A 20,618-nucleotide genomic window follows, 5' to 3' on the forward strand; every position below is an offset into this window, starting at 1 on the left:
TTTAATCTTTGAAGGAATTCCCCCATGACAGCTATCGTTTTGCATGACCTGCGCCTTGACCAGGTCCGCGCCGCTTACCAGGCCGGCACCCAAACCCCGCGCCAGTTGATCCTGGCCCTGCGGGACAAAGCCGCCGCGCTGAACCCCGACTACCACCTGTTCATTCATCTGCTCAGCGTCGCCGAGCTGGAACCCTATCTGCTCGCGCTGGAAGGTCGTCGAATCGAGGACCTGCCGTTGTATGGCGTGCCGTTCGCGATCAAGGACAATATCGACCTGGCGGGCATTCCCACCACCGCAGCCTGCCCGGCGTTCGCCTATACCGCCCAGTGTTCGGCGACGATTGTCGAGCAACTGATCGCGCTTGGCGCGATCCCCCTGGGCAAGACCAACCTCGATCAGTTCGCCACCGGTTTGAACGGCACCCGCTCACCCTACGGCGCCTGCCGCAACAGCGTGCTGAAGGACTACCCGGCGGGCGGCTCCAGCGCCGGTTCGTCCTTGGCGGTGGCGCTGGGTGTCGCCAGTTTCGCCCTTGGCACCGATACGGCGGGCTCGGGGCGGGTACCGGCGGCGCTGAACAATCTGGTGGGCATGAAAGCCAGCAAGGGCTTGATCTCCACCGCCGGTGTAGTACCCGCATGCCGGACCCTGGACTGCGTGACCACCTTTACCGCCACGGCGCGCGAAGCCAGTCAGTTGCTCGGCCTGACCGCCAGGCTTGACCCGCGTGACCAGTACAGCCGCCGCAACCCGTTGTGGAACGATGCGTCGGCATTCGGCGCACCGCAGCCGTTTCGTTTCGGCGTGCCGCGTCCCGAGGACCTGGAGTTCTTCGGCTGTGAGCAAGGTCCGTCATTGTTCGATGAAGCCATCCGGCGCCTGGTCGCACTGGGCGGCGAAGCGGTGCCTCTGGATCTGTCACCTTTCCTTGAAGCCGCGCGCCTGCTGTACGACGGCCCGTGGGTCGCCGAACGCTACAGCGTTGCCGGGGCGCTGATGGAGAGCCGCCCGGAGGCGGTGTTGCCGGTGATCCGTGCCGTGCTGGCCAAGGCTCCGGCGGTCGATGGGGTGCAGACCTTCCGCGCGCAATACCGTCTGCAAGCGCTCAAGGCGCTGTGCGACAAGGCGCTGGAAAATCTCGACTGTGTGTTGACCCCGTCGATCCCGCGCCCGGTGACCCTCGCCGAACTGAACGCCGAGCCGGTGCTGTGCAATTCTCAACTGGGCTACTACACCAACTTCATGAACCTGCTGGACTACGCCGCCGTCGCGGTGCCCAGCGCATTCATGGCCGACGGCCTGCCGTGGGGCGTGACCCTGTTTGGGCGGGTGTTCACCGATCAGTACCTGCTCAGCCTGGCCGATGCCCTGCAACGGCAGAGCGACTTGCCGCTGATCGGCGCTCATGAGCCAGGCCTGGCGGTGCCCGCGACCGTCGCGCGCAATGACAGGGTCAGGCTGGTGGTCTGCGGCGCGCATCTGGAGGGCCTGGCGCTGAATTGGCAACTCAAGCAACGCGGCGGGCGCCTGCTGGAAACGACCCACAGTTCTGCCGATTATCAGCTCTACGCCCTGCTGGGTGGCCCGCCCTTACGGCCAGGCATGGTCCGTGTCCCGCAGGACGGCGTGGCCATTGCGGTGGAAGTCTGGGAACTACCGAGCAGTGAGCTGGGCTCGTTCCTCAGCGGCATTCCCGCGCCATTGGGGCTGGGCAAGGTGCAACTGGCGGACGGCCGTTGGGAAAGCGGTTTTATCTGTGAGCCCTATGGCCTGGAAGGGGCCACGCCGATCAGCCACCTGGGGGGCTGGCGCGCCTTTCTGAAGGCCTGATGGAAGACCGGGTGGTGAACGTTCCGCCCTGGTATCGGAAGACTCGACTGCCGGATCGATCATCGCCCTGATGCCATCGATCCTGGCCGTATAACAGGTGAGTGCCAGGCGTGGGGCACTCACTCGTTCGGATCCCCGGTTGTGTTTTGTATGGTCGGTCGGCAATCCGAACAAATTTTTGACGACCAGCCCGTTTGTCACGACAATCCCGTCCATATGCGCAGCTCAATGCCTGCGCCAACCTAACGAAGTCGTTTTTTACCGTGAGTATGACCCCGCTGAAGACATTGTGTTTCTAGAAATTGAGTGGAGCAGATTGTTGTGATGGATGACGCAGGAGGAGGGGGCTGCAGGTCATCAGAGATGTCCCTCATCACCCTCCGTTAAGCCATAGTCGCTATAGCCGCTTACCTCGTCACGGCCCCGTGGCTCGAGACCTGCTTCCATTGGCCGTCTGTTTTGACGAAGGTGTCCGTGGCGATGATGGCGTGCGCACGGAGCTCACCCATGATCAGCATGTCGTAGGTGCCCTTGTAGGTGGCGATGGCCGTATTGCCGTAGACGCGGACCTTGAGTTCGGAAAGCTGCTCGCTGTTGGCCTTGAAGTGGGCGGGGTTGCCCATCAGCCCCACGATCTGGGCTTTGGTGTAGAAGGTTCCATCGCTGTCGCCCCGGGTCCAATCCTCTGCCAGGACCTTCTGATAAAAAGCCGCATCGCCGGCCAGGTCGGCTTTGACGGCATCATTTTCCAGCTGCGCGATGGTGCTGGCGACGCCAGCGGCAGTAGGGGTTTGCGCTTGGGCTTCACTCAGCCCTGCGAACAGGGCAATGGCAAGATAGAGACCTGGGCGCAGGGCGCGCCCAGGCCCGAACCTCCGTGGGCCAATAGCTCACTGCCGGCTACCGGCTTCCAGTGGGCCAGCGGGGTCAGGTAGTGCAGCTCAAAGCGACGCTCGACGAAGGCCCAACGCCCCTCGCGGCGCTCCAGTCGATCATGGTAGAGGCCGCTGATCTGCGTTGGTCCCATGTCGACATGGGTCACCAGGCAATCGACCGCGACTTTCGCCGTAGCTTTATCACCGTCCAGATCAATCAAGGTGTTGGCCATCCAATGGTGCATGTGGGGCATCTGCGACCAGTTGTGATGGGCGGATTCTACAATCGCCTCAATCCCTTCGAAGTTGCCGAATGCCTCGCCCAGGGCCAGTAGTGCACCCGGATGCCAGATGCTGCGCAGCAGCGCCTCATCATGGCTGTCGAAGGCATGGCCGTATTCGGCGACCAGGCGCTGGATCGCCAGCTCGCTCTCGAGGGTGTCCAGGCGTATTTCGAGGTCTTGTGTGCTCATGGGTTTGCTTCCTCATCAGGGTTGAAAGTCGGTGCTGATGCTCAATGCGCGCCAGCGCTTGGTTTCTTCGCTCACGGTGTGCAGCTTGTCCTTAACGACCTTGAGCGCGTCGGCTCCGGCGATAAAACGCAAGGGCGGCTGGTCGTCGTTGACCAGTTGCACCAGTGCCGCGCCCAGGCGATCGGGGTCTCCGCTCTGTTGATGGTTACGAGCCGCGAACACGGCTTGAGCGCGGTTGCGGTAGGCGTTGTAATCGTCAATCTGGCCGCTGCCGAGTTTCAGCGAGCGGCTGTCGAGAAAGTCGGTCCGAAAGGCCCCCGGCTCGACGATGGTCAGTTGAATACCGAATTCAGCGATTTCCAGGGCCAGGGACTCGGAAAAGCCTTCGATGGCGAACTTGCTCGCCGAATACATCGAGGCACCGGCGACACCTTTGAAACCGCCGTTGGACGACATATTGATGACATGCCCCGCGCGTTGTCGGCGCAGGACCGGCAGCACGGCCCGGGTGACATTGAAGGTGCCGAGCACGTTGGTGGCGAACTGGCGTTCGATGGCTTCGGCTTCGACCTCTTCAAAGGGGCCGAATTGGCCATAACCCGCGTTGTTGACCAGAACATCGATGCGATCGAAGTGCGCCAGGGCCGCCGTGACGGCAGAATGCGCCTGGGCCTGCTGGCGGATATCCAGCGCTGCGATCAGCACCTGTGCGCCATAACCTGCATACGCGGCGTCCAGCCGTTCGAGGTCAAGGTCGGTCGCGACCACTCGATCACCGGCCGCCAAGGCCGCGCGGGCGACACCGGCACCGATGCCACTGGCGCAGCCGGTGATAAACCAGACTTTGCTCATCGTGGCATGTCCTCTTCGATCCATTTCAAGGCCGAGTCGAAGCGTGGCACCCAGCCTAATTCCTGGCGTGCCCGTTTGGCCCGGACCCGGCTGTTGGTGCCAAAGGTGTAGTGGGCGTGCAGGTGTCCCCAGCGTTTGGCCGCTTCTGCGACCGTCCAGAATTGCACCGGGCCCAGCCCCAGTCGAAGGGCAATCGAGCGGCCAATTTCGAGGAACGAGGCCTCGCTGTTTTCCGCGAAGTAGAAAGCCCCGCCCGGAGCCTTTTGCAGGGCCAGCAGGTACAGTTCGGCGATGTCGAGCACGTGGACGTTGGACCAGCGATTGACGCCGCTGCCGACGATGCGCACCACGCCGCTTTCACGGGCCTGCTGCACCAGCCAGGGGATTTGTACGCTTTCGGTGTGCACGCCGGTGCCGGTGCCATAGATATTGCTCGGGCAGATGACCACCGCCCGGATGTCTTTCCCGGCACTCGCCAGGACCTTCAACTCGATGTCACGGCGTGGCTGTTTCGACTCGGCGACGACGAATGGCGTGTCTTCGTCGAAGATCTGCGGATTGACGACCACGCCTTGGGCGTCATCGCCAATGACACTCGAACCGCTGGTGTGCAGGAAGGGTTTGCCAGATCCTTGCAGGGCCTCGATGAAGGCTTCGACAGCCGGCAAGTGATCGCTGTCGGCGGTGTGGATGACGCCCTGTGAGGCCTGTGCTTCACGGGTAAGCAGGACGACATCATCCAGGCTGCCGACCACCGGATCGATACCCCGCGCCTTGACCTGGCGGGCTTTTTCCTCGTCGCGTACCAGACCACGGACGCTGTAGCCGGCCTCGATCAATCGCATCGCCACGGTACCACCGACGTAACCGTTTGCGCCGGTTAGAAATATGCTCATTGCTGCCTCTTCGTCTGATGATGGGTTGCTGAGCGGCTTTGCGCTCGGACAGGACCAATCTATCGATCATCCAGGCGGCTATTAAGTAGGGTAGGGGTTACCTTATAAGTGACAGGTGAGTCATCAATTCTGCGGGGGCGCTGAGCTTGTCCCAGCCAGACGCCAGTGGCATGCTGATGAAACGTTCGGCAAGGACTCACTTGTCATCAGCGAGGAACTTCATGGAAAGCTTGAGCGCCATCGGTGTGTTTGTGCAGACGGCGCAAGCGGGCAGCTTCGTCGCCTCGGGTAGGTCCCTGGGAATCTCGGCTTCGGCGGTGAGTAAGAGCATCTCGCGGCTGGAGGCGAAACTGGCGGTCAGGTTGTTTCATCGCAGCACCCGCAACATCACCTTGACCGCTGAAGGCGCAAGATTCCTTGAGCGTTGCCGTCGGGTGATGGCTGAATTGGAAGCGGCGGGGGAGGAATTGCAACAGACGTCCGCGACGCCCAGCGGCAGCTTGCGGGTCAGCCTGCCGATGATTGGCAAACACTTCCTGCCTGTTTTTGCCGAGTTTCAGCGACGTTATCCGGAAATCCAGCTTGATCTGGATTTCACCGATCGGCTGGTTGATGTGATCACTGAGGGGCTCGACGCTGTTGTGCGTAGCGGTACACCCAAGGACTCCAGCCTTTCAGCGCGTTGTCTGGGCAGTTACCGCATGATTGCGGTCGGTGCCCCGGCGTATTTTTCGATTCATGGCACGCCCATTCGTCCAGTTGATCTGCTCAATCACACCTGCATTCATTTCCGTTTTCCGCAAACGGGCAAGCTGCAGACGTGGGCCATCCGTGAGAGTCCGACGGATGCCGAAATCAGCTTGCCGCGCTCGATCATCTGCAACTCGGTCGAAGGGCGGATATGTTTTGCCCTGCAAGGGCTGGGCATTACCTATGCCGCGGATTTCATGGTGCGCGAGGCGCTGAAGGCCGGTGAGCTGGCGACGGTTTTAGAGCAATACAGCAATGAAACCAGCACCTTCAACCTGCTCTGGCCGTCTGGCAAACAGGTGACCCCCAAGTTGCGTGCGCTGATCGATTTTCTCAGCGCACACGTGCCTTTTCTGGCCTGAAGGGGCCGCCAGATGGACGAGATACAACGTCTACGCCAAGGTGCCTCCGGGCTGCTCCTGGTTCAATTTGCGTTGCAGGTCGCGTTGGAACGGGTCTTTACCGAGAAACTGACCCTTGAGCGGCTGGCCAATAGCATAAGCCAGCACGTTTGATTATTGGACAGGCAAACTCCGTCCGGTCGATGCTCGGGAATCTTCTCGACGATGGAGTTCCCCATGAGTGCACGACGCCAACTCAAACTTGGCGCCTTCATGCGTCCGGTCAGCATCCACACCGGCGCTTGGCGTTACCCTGGCGCGTTTCCCGATGCCAACTTCAACTTCGCCCATCTCAAGCGTTTTGCCCAGACCCTGGAGCGCGCCCGGTTCGATGCGTTTTTCATGGCCGATCACCTGGCCTTGCTCAATATGCCCATCGAAGCCTTGAAGCGCAGCCATACCGCCACCTCGTTCGAACCCTTCACGTTGTTGTCCGCCCTCAGCCAGGCCACTGAACATATCGGCCTGGTGGCGACGGCCTCGACCACCTACGACGAGCCGTTTCATATCGCCCGCCGGTTCGCCTCCCTGGATCACTTGAGCAACGGCCGCGCCGGCTGGAATATCGTCACCACCGCCAACCCCGACGCGGCCCGGAACTTTGGCCTGAAACAGGCCTATTCCCACGATGAGCGTTATGCCCGGGCGCGGGAGTTCTACAATTGGCCCAGCGCCTCGGCGGTTATGCCGGTCTGTCATTCGTCGGGACGGCCCGCAGTATTGCCGATGAGATGGAGCAATGGCTGGAGACCGAGGGCAGTGATGGGTTCAACATCATGTTCCCGTGGTTGCCGGGCGGGCTGGACGATTTCGTTGCCAAGGTGGTTCCCGAGTTGCAGGACCGTGGCATTTTCCGACGGGAATATGAGGGGGTAACCTTGCGCGAAAACCTCGGATTGCCGCGGCCGGAGAATCGCTTTTTTGCCCCGGCGTCATGATCAGCCTGTGGCGGATTGAAGGCGCAGGTTGATTTCGTCATACCCGTGACTGAGTGATTGAGGGCAGCGGCCAGGGTTGCTGATAGGATGCCGCCATGACAACGGAGAATTGTGATGCCCTATGAGTTGGATAACCGCCTGGTGATTGGCGTGGCGTCGAGTGCTGTTTTTGATCTCAGTGCTTCGGATGCGGTGTTCAAGCGCCAGGGTGAGGAGGAGTATCGAAGATTTCAGGAGCAGAAGCTGGACGAGCCGCTGCCCAAGGGGATTGCCTATCCTTTTATCAAGCGTTTGCTGTCCCTGAATGATTTGAGTGCCGATCCGGAGGATCCCTTGGTGGAAGTGGTCCTGTTGTCCAAGAATGACCCGGACACGGGGCTGCGGGTGATGCGAACCATCGATCACTATGGGCTGGGGATGACCCGGGCGATCTTCATGCAGGGCAAGTCTCCTTATGAATACATCCCGGCGTTGAACATTGCGTTGTTTCTCTCCGCTGACAAGGCCGACGTGGAGGCGGCCATCGAGGCCGGGTATCCGGCAGGGCAGGTCATGGATTCAAAGTCCGATGATGACGAGAAAGACGATACCCTCAGGATCGCCTTCGACTTCGATGGTGTCCTGGCGGGGGATGAGTCCGAATCGGTGATGCAGGCGTCTGGACTGGAGAGCTTTCACGCCCATGAAGTGAAAAATGTGGCGCAGCCCCACAACCCGGGTCCGCTCAAGGAGTTCTTTGTTCGTATCGCCAAGATTCAGTCCGAGGAAGAGAAATACAAGGCGCTGAACGCGGGCTACAAGAACCGCCTGAGGGTTTCCATTGTGACCGCCCGCAGTGCGCCATCCCATGAACGGGCGCTGAATACGCTGAAGAGTTGGGGCGTCATGGCCAATGACGCCTTTTTCCTCGGAGGCATCGAGAAGGGCAGAGTGCTCGCGGTATTGAAACCGCACATCTTCTTCGATGACCAGTCGGGCCACTTGAAGGCGGCCAGCGCGGTGGTGCCTTCCGTGCATATCCCGTTCGGTGTCACCAACCAGCCGAAGTTGCCGGTCACGGCCAATCTCGTTGAAGCGACTGAGCTGGAAACTGACTTGAAGGTTGCGGATACCGGTGAACATTGATACCCGAATCAAATTCCGTCATTTGGTGTGTTTTCTCGAGGTGGCACGACAAGGCAGCCTGGCGCGCGCCTCGGACAAGTTGGCAATCAGCCAGCCGGCACTTTCCAAGACCCTCAAGGAACTGGAAACCCTGCTGGCTACCCGTCTGTTTGTGCGCAGCAAAACCGGGGCCGCCCTGACTGAGGCCGGGGTGGCCTTTTTGCGTTATGCCGGGCCCAGCGTCCAGTCGCTGCGCGAAGGCGTCAACAGCCTGCGCTCTGGCGAGCACGAGCCCATCACGGCGCGGCTGGGCGTCCTGTCCACGGTGGAAAGCCTGCTGGTGCCCGAAGTGGTCTGTCGCCTGCACGCCCGCCATCCCGCACTGGTGGTGAGTGTCGTGACGGGGCCGAGCGCTTATCTGCTGTCGCGTTTGCGGGTGGGTGAGCTGGATCTGGTGGTCGGGCGCATGACTGACAGCCCACAGATTCTTGGCCTGACCTTCGAACATCTGTACAGCGAGTCCATGACCCTGGTGGTGCGCCGCGATCACCCGTTGCTGGCGGAGAGTCAGGTGGACAAGAACCTGGAAGCCTATCCGTTGGTACTGCCGCTGTCGGGAACCACCATTCGCAAGTTTGCCGACAGCCTGTTCGTGCAACACGGCATCACCCCCTCGCGCCAGCGACTGGAAACCTTGTCCTTGACCCTGAGCCGACGCTACGTGCAGTGCAGCGATGCCATTTGGGTCGCGCCATTCGATGCGGTCAGGCAGGACCTGGGCGGCGGCGAGTTGGTGGAACTGGAGCTGGGAATCCGCGAGCCGGGCGGCTCGGTGGGGCTGTGCAGCAACCCTTCACTGCCCATCTCCCTGGCGGCGCAGTGGTGCGTCGATGTCTTGCGTGAAGTGGGCGTGGAATATCGCGAAGGGCAGTATCCGTAATAGTTAAGGATCGACCTGACCCATCAGTTCAGCCACCGACTCCTGGCGTTTTGCATAACGCTGTGCCAGTACCGCGCAGACCATCAGCTGAATCTGGTGGAACAGCATCAGCGGCAGAATCAGCACGCCGATGGTGCTGCCGGCGAACAACACCTGGGCCATGGGCACGCCGGTTGCCAGGCTTTTCTTAGAGCCGCAGAAGAGGATGGTGATGCGGTCTTCCTGGTCGAAGCCAAAGGCTTTGCCCAGCACGGTGGCCGCCAGCAATACCAGTGCGAGTATCACGCCGCAGACCACCACCAGGCCGCCCAGGTCCCAGAGCGGGATCTGATGCCAGAGACCTTCGTTCACCGCTTCGCTGAAGGCGCTGTAGACCACCAGCAGAATCGAGCCCTGGTCAACGAACTTCAGCCAGGCCTTGTTGCGGCCCACCCAGGCGCCGATCCAGCGCCGGGCGATCTGCCCGACAATGAACGGCAGCAACAGTTGCACGCTGATCTTCAGGATTGCATCGAGGGTCGAGCCGCCGCTGCCGTGAACATCCAGCAGCAAGGTCACCAGCAAGGGTGTGAGGAAGATGCCGAACAGGCTGGATGCCGCCGCGCTGCAAATAGCCGCCGGCACATTGCCCCGGGCCAGGGAGGTGAAGGCGATCGCCGATTGCACCGTGGCCGGCAGGGCGCAGAGGTAGAGCATGCCCATATACAGCTTGTCGCCGATCAGCGGCGAGAGCAGCGGCTTGAGCGCGACACCCAGCAGCGGGAACAGCACGAAGGTCAGGCCGAACACCAGCAGGTGCAGGCGCCAGTGACCGGCGCCGGCGATGATCGACTCGCGCGACAGCTTGGCGCCGTGGAGGAAGAACAGCAGGGCAATGGCGATATTGGTCAGCCAGCTGAAACCGACGGCGACTTGACCGCTGGCGGGCAGGAAGCTGGCGAGAATCACCACGCTGACCAGCGTCAGAGTGAAGTTGTCGGGCAAGAAACGAGGGCGGGTCATCAGGCACGTCATCCAGAAGCAAAAAACAGTAGGTGGACTTTAGCCTGTCTACCGATTGCCGACTAACGCCAATAAGTCCATGAATGTCGCCTAAAGGACATAACGCATCGCCCAATCGGCCGCTTCGAGCGCGCCTTCCATGTAGCCCTGGTGTTCCAGGGCGGCTTCGGTGCCGGAAATGATCAGCCGCTCGGACCAATGGCCTAGCAGCGGGCGTGGGTGGTGGGTGCGTCCATGTTCCGGCGGGTTCAGCAGGTCGGCATCGGTTGCGGTGAGTCCGTCGGCTGCCCAATCCTTGAGATAGTGCGCAACCGGCGCCCCGGCTTTTGCGCCGAACAGGCGGACCATTTGCTGGCGACAGGCTTCCAGCAGGCTGGCTTCATCCAGTTGCTTGCGCGCTGCAGCCGGGATGCCGACAAACCCGAACAAGGCCGCGTTGCCCTGTGCGTGGGAGGTATCGTGGATTTCCACCAGCGGGCCGACATGACTCTGCGCCATGCCCGACAGCCCCTCATCTCGCCAGAAGGCCTGGCCGTACAAGGCTACATATTTGGCGTGCGGCGCCATCCAGGTCGGGGTTTTCATCCAGCCCTGGCGTGTCTGCGCATCCACCACCGGTTCAAACACGATGTCCTGGGCCAGCAGGCGTAGGGGCATCGCGCTGATTACCTGGGAGAAACGCTGTTCATTGAGTGCCTGATGGGGACCGAATGTCTGTAATGCGATACCGGATGCGGTCGATTGCACCGTACTGATCCGGCTATCGAGGACAATCCGCTCGGGCGGCAAGCGTTGGGCCAAGGCCTCGATCAACTGCTCGACACCGCCGTCGATCCGTACCGAGGTATTGCCCGAGACAAAACCACGCACGCGTTTGGCCGGCTCCTGGAGCGAGCGCTCGATCAGCATGGCGCCGTCGTTGTACTGGTCAAAGGTCGTGAGCTCGAGTTCCTCTACCAGGGCAGCGATCCGTGGCTGGAAGTCCGGCCACATCCACGCCGGGCCGAGGTCATGCCGAGGGCCTGGACCGGGGGTGGAAAAAATCCGCCCACCGAGCCGATCACGGGCTTCGATCACCACGTAGTCGATGTTCCTGCGCGATAACCGATAAGCCGTATAGAGGCCGCTCAGGCCGCCGCCGATGATCGCTACTCTGCCGCTGTTCATGGTCACGCTCCGGGTCAAAAAGCCAGAAAACCCGCAGGGCCCCAGAAGTTCAGGGCGATGCGGGTGTGTTGCAGTGGGCTGCCGTCAGTTTTGTTCGAGCGCCGCGTAGGCGTCCAGAACCCGGGCGGAGTAGGTGACCGCCGCGCCGGCATTCAGGGCGATGGCGACACCCAGGGCTTCGGCGATTTCCTCACGGGAAGCGCCGTGTTTGGCCGCTGCCTTGGTGTGCACCGCGATGCAACCGTCGCAGCGGGTGGTGACTGCCACGGCCAGGGCGATCAGCTCGTGGGTCTTGGCATCCAGGTGGCCGGTTTTCGCACCTGCGCCATCCATCACTTGCAGGCCACGGACGGTGTCGGGTGACAGTTTGGCCAAGTCACCGACCCGGCCCAGCAGTGTTTCGCGGTATTCGTTCCAATCCAGCATCATGCGCTCTCCCTTGATTCAGATACGGCCGGCAGTAACGCCACCATCGACTGGCAACACGGTGCCGGTGATCCACGAAGCCTGTTCCGAGGCCATGAACAGGATGGCCTCGGCTACATCGCCGGGCTGACCGTTGCGACCCAGTGGGTGGAAGGCGTTGAAGGTTGGCAAGACCGCCTTGACCTGTTCGTTGTCCATGAAGGTGTTGTACACCGGCGTCTCCACCACGGCCGGGGCGACGGTGTTGATGCGGATATTCGACGACGCCAGCTCGATCGCCAGGTTACGGGTCAGGGCATGAACGCCGGCGTTGGCTGCCGAATAGGCCGCCGACGGTGTTGCGCCGATGGCTTGCAGGGCCCACAGCGAACCGGTCTGCACGATGACGCCGCCGCCGCGTTGCAGCATGGCTTTGGCCGCGGCCTGGGCCATGAAGAATTTGCCCTTGAGGATGATGTCGACGAAACCGTCGTATTCCTGCTCGTCCAGTTCCAGGAAAGGTTTTGGGTTAAACACGCCGGCATTGTTGATCAGAATGTCGACGCCACCGAACTCGGCGCTGGCCAGTTCGACCAGGGCTTTGGCCGTGGCGGGCTTGGCGATATCGGCCGCGAGGAAGCGCACGTGTTGGCCGGTAGGGTCGATCTGCGCGGCGGCTTTTTCCAGTTTCGCCGCGTCACGGCCGCTGATGACCACGCTGGCGCCTTCGGCCACCAGACGTTGCGCCACTTCCTTGCCGATACCTGAACCGCCGCCGGTAACGATGGCGACCTTGGAAGAAAATCTTTTCATGTTTTTGCCCTGTGCTGAGTGGATGAAATAGCCTGAGCGGTTCTACTCTTGAGTCTGTGTTGCTGTAGCAACTCGGCTTGAGTGCTATTCTTCGCTTTGCCAACAAGGCTCACAAATCAGAAGTTTTTTTCATTCATTAAAGAAAATCTTTAGCAGATGACCACGCCTACCTATCTCAACGCGCTGCGGGCATTCGAAGCGGCTGCCCGGCACCAAAGCTTTTCGGCGGCAGCCGCAGAGCTTCATGTCACTTCCGCGGCCGTCGGACAGCAGGTGCGCACGCTGGAAGCCTGGCTGGGGGTTGCGTTGTTCAATCGCGCTTCGAGTGGTTCGGCACGGCTGGTGCTGACTGATGTCGCACGCAAGGCGCTGCCGGATATTCGTGAGGGCTTCGAGCGTTTGAGCGTCGGCCTGGCGCGCTTGAAGGAGGGTTCGCTGAGTACCGGTCTGACGGTGACGGTGAGCCCGGCGTTTGCCGCCAAGTGGCTGTTGCCGCGGATCGAGCGTTTCCAGCAGGCCTATCCACAGACCGACGTGTTGCTGGACACCAACCTCAGGCCCGTGGACTTTATCGCCGAAGGCATGGATATCGGCGTGCGTTATGGTGCGGGGCGCTGGCCGGGGTTGACCGCGATCAAATTGATGGACGAGGAGATGTATCCGGTGTGCGCCCCCGGCTATTCGCTGCTGAAGGCTGGGAGACTACCGGTCAGGCGCCTGGCCGAGGCGACGCTGATCCATGACCTGTCGATGGCCGGCGATCCGGCTTACCCGACGTGGCGAACCTGGCTGGATGCCTCGGGCTACGGCGATATCCAGGCGGAGCACGGGCTGCGTATCAACAACTCGGCGGCCGTGCTGCAAGCGGCCATCGATGGCCAGGGCCTGGCCCTTGGGCGCAGCGTGATGTTGCGCGAGGACCTGGCGGCGGGGCGGCTGATCCGCCCCTTTGGTGAGGCCAGTCACCCGTTGTCGTTTGCCTATTACATCGTCTATCGACCGGAAGTGGCCGAGCTGGCGAAGATCCAGGCCTTCCGCGACTGGCTACTTGGGCAGGCGGGTTGAGTCAGGGGCGTGGGTCTGCTTGATCCACACGCTTGCGCCGGCGTCACCAACGCTGACCCGCAAAGGCATGCCGCCCGGCAGACGCAGCCAGGCGTGGGCCTGTAGCGTATCGCCGCTTTCCATCAGTGAGCCCGACAGCACCAGCAGTTCAACCCCGGCTTCATTCTCCACGGTTATCGCCGTGCTGGCGGCCCAGGTCTGCAGGCTCACTTCCTCGTTGCGGTTGCTGAACAACAATCGGTGGGCCGATGGCGGGCTCGGGTAGGCCACCCAGTCCAGGGTGTCGCCCGCGGCAAACTGTTGCAGTCGCACGAAGATCACGCAGCCGGAAGCCGAGGCGGGCGCATGCTGGCTGCCCGGCGGATTTCGCACGTAAGTGCCCGCCGGGTAGAGGCCGCGTTCATCCTCGAAGGTGCCTTCGAGGACCAGGAACTCCTCGCCGCCCGGATGGGCGTGCGGTGTGAAACGGCTGCCCGGCGCATAACGCACCAGCGAGGTGGCCCGTGCCTGTTCCTCGCCCTGACGGTAGAGCATGCGTCGTTCGACACCGGGTACCGGCGACGGCCGCCAGGGTTGCTGCGCACCCTGGACCAGGGTGCGGCGGCTGTGATCGCTGTTCAGTTCCATGGGTTACAACTCCGCTCGGCCGCCGTCCACGACGATTTCGGCACCGAGCATGTAGCGTGAACGGTCGCTCGCCAGGAAGCACACCGTCTCGGCGATTTCTTCCGGCAGCCCCATCCGACCGACAGGCACCTGGCTGCCGACCTTTGCCGCATAGGCGGCGAACTGTTCCTCGGTTTGCCCGGGCTGACGATGCAGCGGGGTTTCGATGGAGCCCGGGCTGACGGCATTCACCCGTATCTGCTGCTCCAACAACTCGGCGGACAAGGTGCGGGCAAAGGAGCGGACCGCGGCCTTGGATGCCGACAACAACGAGCGCCCCGGTGCGCCGATCTGATTGAGCCACGAGGTGTTGAGAATGATCGCGCTGCCCTTGGGCATCAGCGGCACCAATGCCTGCACGGTGAAATAGACGCCTTTGACGTTGACCCCCAGCAGTTGATCGATCATTGCCTCGTCGGTACTGGCGAGTGGTGTGCCATAGGCGACCCCTGCGTTGGCGAACAGGATGTCCAGGTGACCGAAAGCGTATTCGATCTGCTCACGTACGGCCTGCATATCCGTCTTGAGCCGAACATCGGCGCGGAGGGCGATGGCGCCTTTGCCCAGGGATTCGAGCGCCGCCTGCAAGCGCTCCGGGTCCTGGCCTGTGATGGCAACCCGGGCGCCGTAGGCGAGCATCAGGCGGGCGGTGGCCAGACCGATGCCTGACGAGCCGCCGGTGATCAGTGCGGTTTTACCTTTGAGCATGCCGATAACCTCGAGGATCAGTGGGGTTCGGTGCCAAGGGTGACGCTCGCGCAGGGGGCTGACGAGGCAGATATTCCTTTCTATCCCTAAAGAAAATATTGCCCGTGGCGGGTTTGGCCCGCGCTTATTTCAAATAGCAGGCGCCGATCCAGTCCTGGGGATTCGGGGCCAGTTGTCGGGCCAGTGGCAAGTAACGGGCATCCAGTTGGGCGGCCAGCCAATAGAGTTTGTTGCTGCTTTTCGGCTCCCAGGCGCCGCTATACCCGGCTTCGCCGACGTTGGCGCGGTCGCGGTCAAACTTGACGCTGGTGTGCACGAACTCCTGGTGGCTGCGCTGCCCGCTCGCATAGGGCGTCAACCAGTCGAGTGAGCGGCCCAAGGCGGCGCCAGTGGGCGCGGTATAAGCCAGCCAGTTGCCGCCGATGCCGTAGGGCCTGGCCGCCAGGGCGGCTTGAACCAGTGGCTCCAGGTCGTACACGACGTAGTGCAGTGCATCGCGCTCCCTGAAGTCGAACACCGAGCCATCCGGCAGCAGGTTGTCCGCTACCTGCTGCTGGAACAGCTGGAAGGCCTGCTCCAACATCGCCCGGTCGACCAGCGCGGCGGCGGCCATCGTCACCAGCTTGACGCGATGGCTCTGCCAATTATTGATATTTTTACTACTCTTCGAATCATGGAACTGCCTGATTTGCGCGAGGTAGCCGTTCCCGAGTTGGCGCAGGAAAGCCCGGCTGGCCTCTTGTGTTTCAGGGCGCAGGGCAGTGGCGGTGAGGGTGTAGGCATCGATCAACTGATCGATATTGGTCTCGTCAATCGGGTTGAAATCCGGTTGATAGGTGCGGGTCCAGTTGGCCAGCCCCTCATCGACCTGTCGCAAGTACTGCGGATCGGCGCTTAGACGCCAGGCCAAGGCCGCTTGGCGCAGTACCGGCCAATCCTTTTCCGCCGCGATGCTCTGCTCGCGAATGCCCTGGTTCGGCAGGGTGCCTTCCGTGTGCAGGTGGGGCAGTGCGTGGGTGCCATCGTCGAGATGTCTTTTCGCGGCCGCCAGCAGTTGCTTGGCGGATGGGCTGGTGGCGGCGGGCTGGCAGAGGTTCATGATCTGGGGTGAGGCGGCGACGGTCGAGGCGGCGCTCGAGAATGGGATGACCAGTGTCGCGCAGATGCCCAAGGCCCATGCCGTTGTACCGGGAAAAGCTCGTGACATGCTCTATCTCAACGATTGATAAGTGAAATCAGTGCGGTGCTCAGGGTAGAAAAACTAGCACAGCGTTGCTGCTTTCTTGATGAAACCGGCGAGTGGTAACCGCCATGAAGAGGACCACAACGGTGATGAACAAGGAAACGGAAGACGGCGGGACTGCCGCGCAACTGATCGACGGGAGAATCGCGGAGCTGGCGGATTGGCGTGGTGAGACCCTCGCCCGGATCCGAGCGCTTATCCAGCAGGCCGACCCTGAGGTGGTCGAGGAGTGGAAATGGCGGGGCGTGCCGGTCTGGTCCCATGACGGAATCATCTGCACCGGTGAGACCTACAAGCAGGTGGTGAAGATGACCTTTGCCAAGGGCGCCGCTCTGGAAGATCCCTCAGGTCTTTTCAATTCCAGCCTGGAAGGCAATACCCGACGGGCCATCGATCTCCATGAGGGAGAGCCGGTCGATGAGCAGGCGTTGACCGCGCTGGTTCATGCGGCGGTGGCGCTCAACACCTCGGTACGAGCGTCTGCTCGCCGCAAGCCAGCGGTCTAGGGGGCTACCCGGATCGGCATTGCCGAACCGGGTCGTTAGCGGCCTCTACTGCTGCGTCAGGGTCGCGATCAGCTCATCCGTCGCCACAATCGAGTGGGCAAACGTCGGGCCGTTCAGTTCATGGGCGGCGTGCATCATCTCCGGCTTGAAGGCCGCCGTCGCGTCCCTTACCAGGGTGACGTGATAGCCGAGTTCCGAGGCGTAGCGAGCCGTTGCCTCAATGCAGGTATTGGCCAGCATACCGACGATAATCACATGGGTGATGCCTTTCTGCTTGAGACGAAAGTCCAGGTCGGTATTGGCAAAACCGCTGGAGCCCCAATGTTCCTGGGCGACGATATCGCCCTCCTGGGGCGCGAAGTCGGGGTGCCATTCGCCGCCCCATTCACCGCGTGCAAACTGATGGCCGTGCATGATCTTGCACTGGTTGGGGTTGGGATGGTCCCAGTTTTCGTAGTCGCCTTGCTCCCAGCGACGGTGCGGTACGATAACCACCTGGATGCCCTGGGCGCGGACGGCGCGGTCGAGTGCCCGCAGGTTACCGAGCAGGTCGACCTGCTCGGCGATCGGCTTGATAAAGGGATAGATCTTTCCGTCTTCCGCGAGGAAATCGTTGTAGGGATCGACCAGCAGATAGGCGGTCCTGTCGCGAGGGTAGAGGGCATTCGACATGGCGTTTTCTCCAGGAAATAGTGAGTGATCGGTACCGTGGACTTGCCCAGAAACCTTGTTAGTATGATAATCATAGTTACCGTGAAAGAGGCAAGGCCATATGTCGACAAGCAACAACGCCGCCGAAACCCTGTGCCCGATCCATCGGGCCGAAGCCATCGTGGGCGATCGCTGGACCGTGCTGGTCTTGCGTGAGTTGTTCATGGGTAGCCATCGCTTCGACGAGATCCAGGCGCAGACCGGCGCAACCCCGCAAATGCTCGCCACACGCCTGAAAAACATGGAGGCCGACGGTTTGGTCGACCGTCGCCCGTATAGCGAGCGACCGCTGCGCTACGAGTACCATCTGACCCCGAAAGGAGACGGGTTCTTCTCCGTGGTGCTTGCCCTGCGTGCCTGGGGCGAAACCTGGTGCAAGTCGCCGGAGGAGGGGGTGGCGGTCCGGCTTGTCCATCAGGCTTGTGGCAAACCTGCCGGACTCGGACCGCTTTGCGAGCACTGTGGCGAACTCCTGCACCGTGAAGCGTTGATCAGCGAGCCCAGTTCTGCCTACAGCGCAGAGCGCGCGGCACGGCGTGTATCCGGCAGTCGTTGAGCCGGACGCTTGTTGCCCGCCATCAGGGCCACTATCGCCAGGCCCTGGATTACGGCCGCCAGACCCAGTAGCAAGAGTTCACCATGAGCCCCGCCGGCCAGGGATTTCATCGCACCAAAGAACGCTGGAGCAAACGCGTAGCAGCCCTGGGCGGTGGCGACGATCAGCGTCACCACGCGCTGTGTTTGCTGGCGGGGAAATTCGGCTTGCGCAATGAGCGGCGGCAGGGAGGTGGCGTTGCCGATGCCCGCGCCGAACAGAATGACTCCTAACCACAGCAGATCAGGGAAGGTGCCGAGGCCGGTCATGAGCAGGCAGCCGAGTAGTTGGCTGCCATAGCTCAGACAGGAGACGGTGCGCCGGTTGGCGTTCGGCGGCATCAACCCACCGACCAGGAACCTGCCGGCAATGGCGCTCGCCGTCGCCAGGCCCATTGCCAGGCCGGCCTGTTCTTTCGTGAGGTGATCGACCAGCAACAGGAACAAGTGGGTAATCAGCCCGATCTGGGCAAACAGCCCCAGCGACATGGCTGCCGCCAGTGTCACGAACTGACGGTTGCGCCATAGCGAGGTCGTCGGTTGACTCGCAGAGACGGCCGGCTGGTCAGGTGCTTGATCAGCGCCGTCGGCATATTGCCCGAGGTCTCCAGGCCGAACCTTGAAGACCTTGATCGATAAGATGGCAATCGTCGCAATCGACACCAGGCCTACTCCCAGCGCGGCCTGGGTGAAGCCGATCCGGTCGATCAAATACACCCACGCAGATGAAAAGATCACCCCGCCAATGCTGGCGCCGTTATAGGCCATCGCCAGGGCAGCCGGGCGCTTGGCGAAAAACCATGGGGAAATCAGCGCGTTGACGGCGGCGGCGCCCATGGTCACCCAGCCCAATCCGCTGAGTGTGGCCGCGAGGAACAGCTGGTAGGGCTGATCGGCCACCGACCATCCATACACGCCGACGCCGAGCAGGATCGATCCCAGCACGGTGGTGCGCGCAAGGCCCAGGCGCTTGTACAAGGTCGGGAGGTTCACCACCACCAGGGTGCCCGCGAGAAAGTGCAGGGTGACGGCGGCCGAGCACAAGGGCAGCGACCAGCCTGTTCGTTGAATCACCGCGTAGAGAAATATCGGCGGCCCGTAGAAACCGATCCCCCAGCCGAATACCGCCATCACGAACGTCGCCGCCACGACCTTTCGGCCAAAAAAACTCGATTGCTTCATGGGTGAATCCCTTCAAGTGGTTTGGCACCAGTATGATGATGACAAACAGGGATACTTCGGGAGAGCGTGAACTATGGATGTTGAAGCCGCTGATCTTTCCTTGGCCGCAGTGGCCGGTGCGATTGCCGATCCGGCGCGCTCGCGGATGCTCTGCAGCCTGCTGGACGGCCACGCGCGTACGGCCACCGAACTCGCCGCCGTAGCGGATATTGGCGCGTCCACCGCCAGCGGTCATTTTTTGCGTTTGCGTGAGCAGGGGCTGGTGGAGATGCTGGTCCAGGGGCGGCATCGCTACTACCGATTGGCCAACCCCCAGGTAGCGCAGGCGCTGGAGGCCTTGTTATCGCTCACCGATCGCCGCGTGACAGCCTTTCAGCCCAGCACGCCTTCGGCCTTGAAGCAGGCCAGAACTTGCTATGACCATATCGCCGGGGAAATCGCGGTCAAACTGCACGACGCCCTGTTGCAAGCGAGCTGGATTGAAGAGCAGGGCAAGGACTATGTCCTCACGGAAAAGGGCAGCGCCGCGTTGTCGCGATTGGGAATCGATATCGACACCCTCTCGCGTCAGCGCCGGCGCCTGGCCTATCCCTGCATGGACTGGAGCGAGCGCTCACCACATATCGGCGGTGCGCTGGGCGCGGCCCTTCTGGAACTGCTGCTCAAACGCGGCTGGGTGAGTCGTCATCTCGATTCCAGGGCCCTGACGTTGACGCCCAAAGGTGCGAAGAGCCTGGCAACCGCGTTTGGCTTACAGGCGCGTTGAAGGCATCACTACACCGTTCCAGCACCCGCCGCATCGCGCTCACTGACCAGTGCCAGCAGCGTCAGGCGATTCTGTGAAAGCATCACATTACGCACGGTTTCCATGCGTTGCTGATCGATGGTGTCCCAGCCCAGCGCCCGCAGAACGGGGGCGCGCTTCACGCGAAAGACGATGCTCTGGCTGTTGAGGGCCATCGTCCGGATGATGGTGGCTTCGTCATTGGTGGGCCGCCCCGTCAGGCGCCCGACGATGCTGCGGGTGACGTGGGACAGACGCTGATTCAGGCCTTGCTCCATCAACGTGGCGGCGGACGGCGGGCCCAGGCCGGCTTGCTCGCAGGCCATGAAGCGGCGCCAGTCGGCCGATTGCGGCGTCTCGAGAATGAACGACAGGAAGACGCCGAGAATGTCCAGGTAACGCTCGATCAAGGTCCGGTCATCAGTGCCGGGATCTTCCAGCGCCGCTTCAGCGGCTGACACTTCATCTGTCAGTTGCGCCCAGAGCTGCGCGAGGATGTGCTCGACGCAGGCCAGGTAAACCCCTTCCTTGTTGTCGAAATAGTATTGCAGCGCCGGGGCATTGACCCCCGCGGCCGTCGCGATCTGGCGCGTCGAGGCGCTCTCGAAACCATGGGTGGCGAACTGGTCCACGGCGGCCTCGATAATCCGCAGGCGAGTGTCTTCGCCGCGCTGGTAGCCGCCTTCCTTTGCTGGTCGATGTCGTGCCAT

Annotated in this window: 23 protein-coding genes and 1 pseudogene; 10 read left to right on the forward strand and 14 right to left on the reverse strand. The window is 61.9% G+C overall.

The features are described from left to right. Positions 1–24: 24 nt before the first annotated feature. Positions 25–1,833: an allophanate hydrolase gene (atzF, locus tag HX866_RS06605; RefSeq protein ID WP_177138617.1), complete on the forward strand. Its 1,809-nt coding sequence runs from the start codon at positions 25–27 to the stop codon at positions 1,831–1,833. A gap of 407 nt (positions 1,834–2,240) precedes the next feature. Here atzF and HX866_RS06610 read toward each other — a convergent pair whose 3' ends face one another. From HX866_RS06610 to HX866_RS06625, 4 genes are read right to left on the reverse strand one after another with little or no spacing between them, the layout of a single operon-like run. Beyond that, complete coding sequence (locus HX866_RS06610; RefSeq protein ID WP_177139268.1) at positions 2,241–2,720, reverse strand: nuclear transport factor 2 family protein; 480 nt, start codon at positions 2,718–2,720, stop codon at positions 2,241–2,243. Next, positions 2,642–3,181: a nuclear transport factor 2 family protein gene (locus tag HX866_RS06615; RefSeq protein WP_177138619.1), complete on the reverse strand. Its 540-nt coding sequence runs from the start codon at positions 3,179–3,181 to the stop codon at positions 2,642–2,644. The genes HX866_RS06610 and HX866_RS06615 overlap by 79 nt, the downstream gene beginning before the upstream one ends. 15 nt (positions 3,182–3,196) lie before the next feature. Next, entirely contained in the window at positions 3,197–4,033 is an 837-nt protein-coding gene (locus HX866_RS06620; RefSeq protein ID WP_177138621.1) for an SDR family NAD(P)-dependent oxidoreductase, read from the reverse strand. Then, entirely contained in the window at positions 4,030–4,929 is a 900-nt protein-coding gene (locus HX866_RS06625) for an NAD-dependent epimerase/dehydratase family protein (RefSeq protein ID WP_177091991.1), read from the reverse strand. Before HX866_RS06625 ends, HX866_RS06620 begins: the two co-directional genes overlap by 4 nt. Before the next feature lie 221 nt (positions 4,930–5,150). Between HX866_RS06625 and HX866_RS06630 the strand changes: the two genes are divergently transcribed. The 5 genes and pseudogenes from HX866_RS06630 to pcaQ all read left to right on the forward strand — a co-directional run bounded on the left by HX866_RS06630 (position 5,151) and on the right by pcaQ (position 9,062). Beyond that, complete coding sequence (locus tag HX866_RS06630; RefSeq protein WP_177138623.1) at positions 5,151–6,041, forward strand: LysR family transcriptional regulator; 891 nt, start codon at positions 5,151–5,153, stop codon at positions 6,039–6,041. Between the two features lie 12 nt (positions 6,042–6,053). Then, entirely contained in the window at positions 6,054–6,194 is a 141-nt protein-coding gene (locus HX866_RS06635; RefSeq protein WP_177091993.1) for a hypothetical protein, read from the forward strand. A gap of 63 nt (positions 6,195–6,257) precedes the next feature. Beyond that, positions 6,258–7,018 (forward strand): annotated as a pseudogene (locus HX866_RS06640) (LLM class flavin-dependent oxidoreductase). A gap of 114 nt (positions 7,019–7,132) precedes the next feature. Beyond that, on the forward strand, positions 7,133–8,143 hold the full coding sequence (locus HX866_RS06645; RefSeq protein ID WP_177138625.1) for a 5'-nucleotidase: 1,011 nt from the start codon (positions 7,133–7,135) through the stop codon (positions 8,141–8,143). Next, complete coding sequence (pcaQ, locus tag HX866_RS06650; protein WP_177138627.1) at positions 8,133–9,062, forward strand: pca operon transcription factor PcaQ; 930 nt, start codon at positions 8,133–8,135, stop codon at positions 9,060–9,062. Before HX866_RS06645 ends, pcaQ begins: the two co-directional genes overlap by 11 nt. A 3-nt stretch (positions 9,063–9,065) precedes the next feature. Here pcaQ and HX866_RS06655 read toward each other — a convergent pair whose 3' ends face one another. The 4 genes from HX866_RS06655 to HX866_RS06670 all read right to left on the reverse strand — a co-directional run bounded on the left by HX866_RS06655 (position 9,066) and on the right by HX866_RS06670 (position 12,449). Further along, positions 9,066–10,064 (reverse strand): bile acid:sodium symporter family protein, encoded by a 999-nt coding sequence (locus HX866_RS06655; RefSeq protein ID WP_177138628.1) that lies wholly within the window; start codon positions 10,062–10,064, stop codon positions 9,066–9,068. A gap of 90 nt (positions 10,065–10,154) precedes the next feature. Beyond that, entirely contained in the window at positions 10,155–11,231 is a 1,077-nt protein-coding gene (locus tag HX866_RS06660; protein WP_177091997.1) for a flavin monoamine oxidase family protein, read from the reverse strand. Between the two features lie 84 nt (positions 11,232–11,315). Beyond that, complete coding sequence (locus HX866_RS06665) at positions 11,316–11,657, reverse strand: carboxymuconolactone decarboxylase family protein (RefSeq protein WP_177092141.1); 342 nt, start codon at positions 11,655–11,657, stop codon at positions 11,316–11,318. A gap of 18 nt (positions 11,658–11,675) precedes the next feature. After that, entirely contained in the window at positions 11,676–12,449 is a 774-nt protein-coding gene (locus HX866_RS06670; RefSeq protein ID WP_177091998.1) for an SDR family NAD(P)-dependent oxidoreductase, read from the reverse strand. A 156-nt stretch (positions 12,450–12,605) separates the two neighbouring features. On the opposite strand from HX866_RS06670, the gene gcvA reads away from it, so the two are divergent. Next, a complete protein-coding gene (gcvA, locus tag HX866_RS06675; RefSeq protein WP_177138630.1) occupies positions 12,606–13,514 on the forward strand; it encodes a transcriptional regulator GcvA in 909 nt (302 codons plus the stop codon). Here the strand turns inward: gcvA and HX866_RS06680 are convergent. The 3 genes from HX866_RS06680 to HX866_RS06690 form a co-directional block, all read right to left on the reverse strand. After that, on the reverse strand, positions 13,494–14,141 hold the full coding sequence (locus HX866_RS06680; RefSeq protein WP_177125869.1) for a cupin domain-containing protein: 648 nt from the start codon (positions 14,139–14,141) through the stop codon (positions 13,494–13,496). The genes gcvA and HX866_RS06680 overlap by 21 nt on opposite strands. A 3-nt stretch (positions 14,142–14,144) precedes the next feature. Next, complete coding sequence (locus HX866_RS06685; protein WP_177138632.1) at positions 14,145–14,888, reverse strand: SDR family oxidoreductase; 744 nt, start codon at positions 14,886–14,888, stop codon at positions 14,145–14,147. 124 nt (positions 14,889–15,012) lie between these two features. Next, positions 15,013–16,095 carry an alginate lyase family protein gene (locus HX866_RS06690; RefSeq protein WP_177138634.1) on the reverse strand — a complete coding sequence of 361 codons (1,083 nt, stop codon included), beginning with the start codon at positions 16,093–16,095 and terminating at the stop codon, positions 15,013–15,015. A gap of 125 nt (positions 16,096–16,220) precedes the next feature. Here HX866_RS06690 and HX866_RS06695 point away from each other — a divergent pair, with 125 nt between their 5' ends. Beyond that, positions 16,221–16,637, forward strand: a complete 417-nt coding sequence (locus HX866_RS06695) for a DUF1801 domain-containing protein (protein ID WP_218179665.1) — start codon at positions 16,221–16,223, stop codon at positions 16,635–16,637. Positions 16,638–16,682: 45 nt separating this feature from the next. Here HX866_RS06695 and HX866_RS06700 read toward each other — a convergent pair whose 3' ends face one another. Continuing rightward, positions 16,683–17,309, reverse strand: a complete 627-nt coding sequence (locus HX866_RS06700) for an isochorismatase family cysteine hydrolase (RefSeq protein ID WP_177138638.1) — start codon at positions 17,307–17,309, stop codon at positions 16,683–16,685. Positions 17,310–17,409: 100 nt separating this feature from the next. Here HX866_RS06700 and HX866_RS06705 point away from each other — a divergent pair, with 100 nt between their 5' ends. Next, entirely contained in the window at positions 17,410–17,904 is a 495-nt protein-coding gene (locus HX866_RS06705; RefSeq protein ID WP_177138641.1) for a winged helix-turn-helix transcriptional regulator, read from the forward strand. Here the strand turns inward: HX866_RS06705 and HX866_RS06710 are convergent. Then, positions 17,859–19,124 carry an MFS transporter gene (locus tag HX866_RS06710; RefSeq protein WP_177138643.1) on the reverse strand — a complete coding sequence of 422 codons (1,266 nt, stop codon included), beginning with the start codon at positions 19,122–19,124 and terminating at the stop codon, positions 17,859–17,861. The genes HX866_RS06705 and HX866_RS06710 overlap by 46 nt on opposite strands. 73 nt (positions 19,125–19,197) lie before the next feature. Here HX866_RS06710 and HX866_RS06715 point away from each other — a divergent pair, with 73 nt between their 5' ends. Continuing rightward, on the forward strand, positions 19,198–19,890 hold the full coding sequence (locus tag HX866_RS06715) for an ArsR/SmtB family transcription factor (protein ID WP_177092007.1): 693 nt from the start codon (positions 19,198–19,200) through the stop codon (positions 19,888–19,890). Positions 19,891–19,898: 8 nt separating this feature from the next. On the opposite strand, the gene HX866_RS06720 is transcribed toward HX866_RS06715, so the two are convergent. Further along, positions 19,899–20,618, reverse strand: coding sequence for a CerR family C-terminal domain-containing protein (locus HX866_RS06720; protein ID WP_177092008.1), 720 nt, complete (start codon positions 20,616–20,618; stop codon positions 19,899–19,901).

This window comes from Pseudomonas gingeri, from assembly GCF_013386165.1.
GTDB classification, from domain to species: domain Bacteria; phylum Pseudomonadota; class Gammaproteobacteria; order Pseudomonadales; family Pseudomonadaceae; genus Aquipseudomonas; species Aquipseudomonas gingeri_C.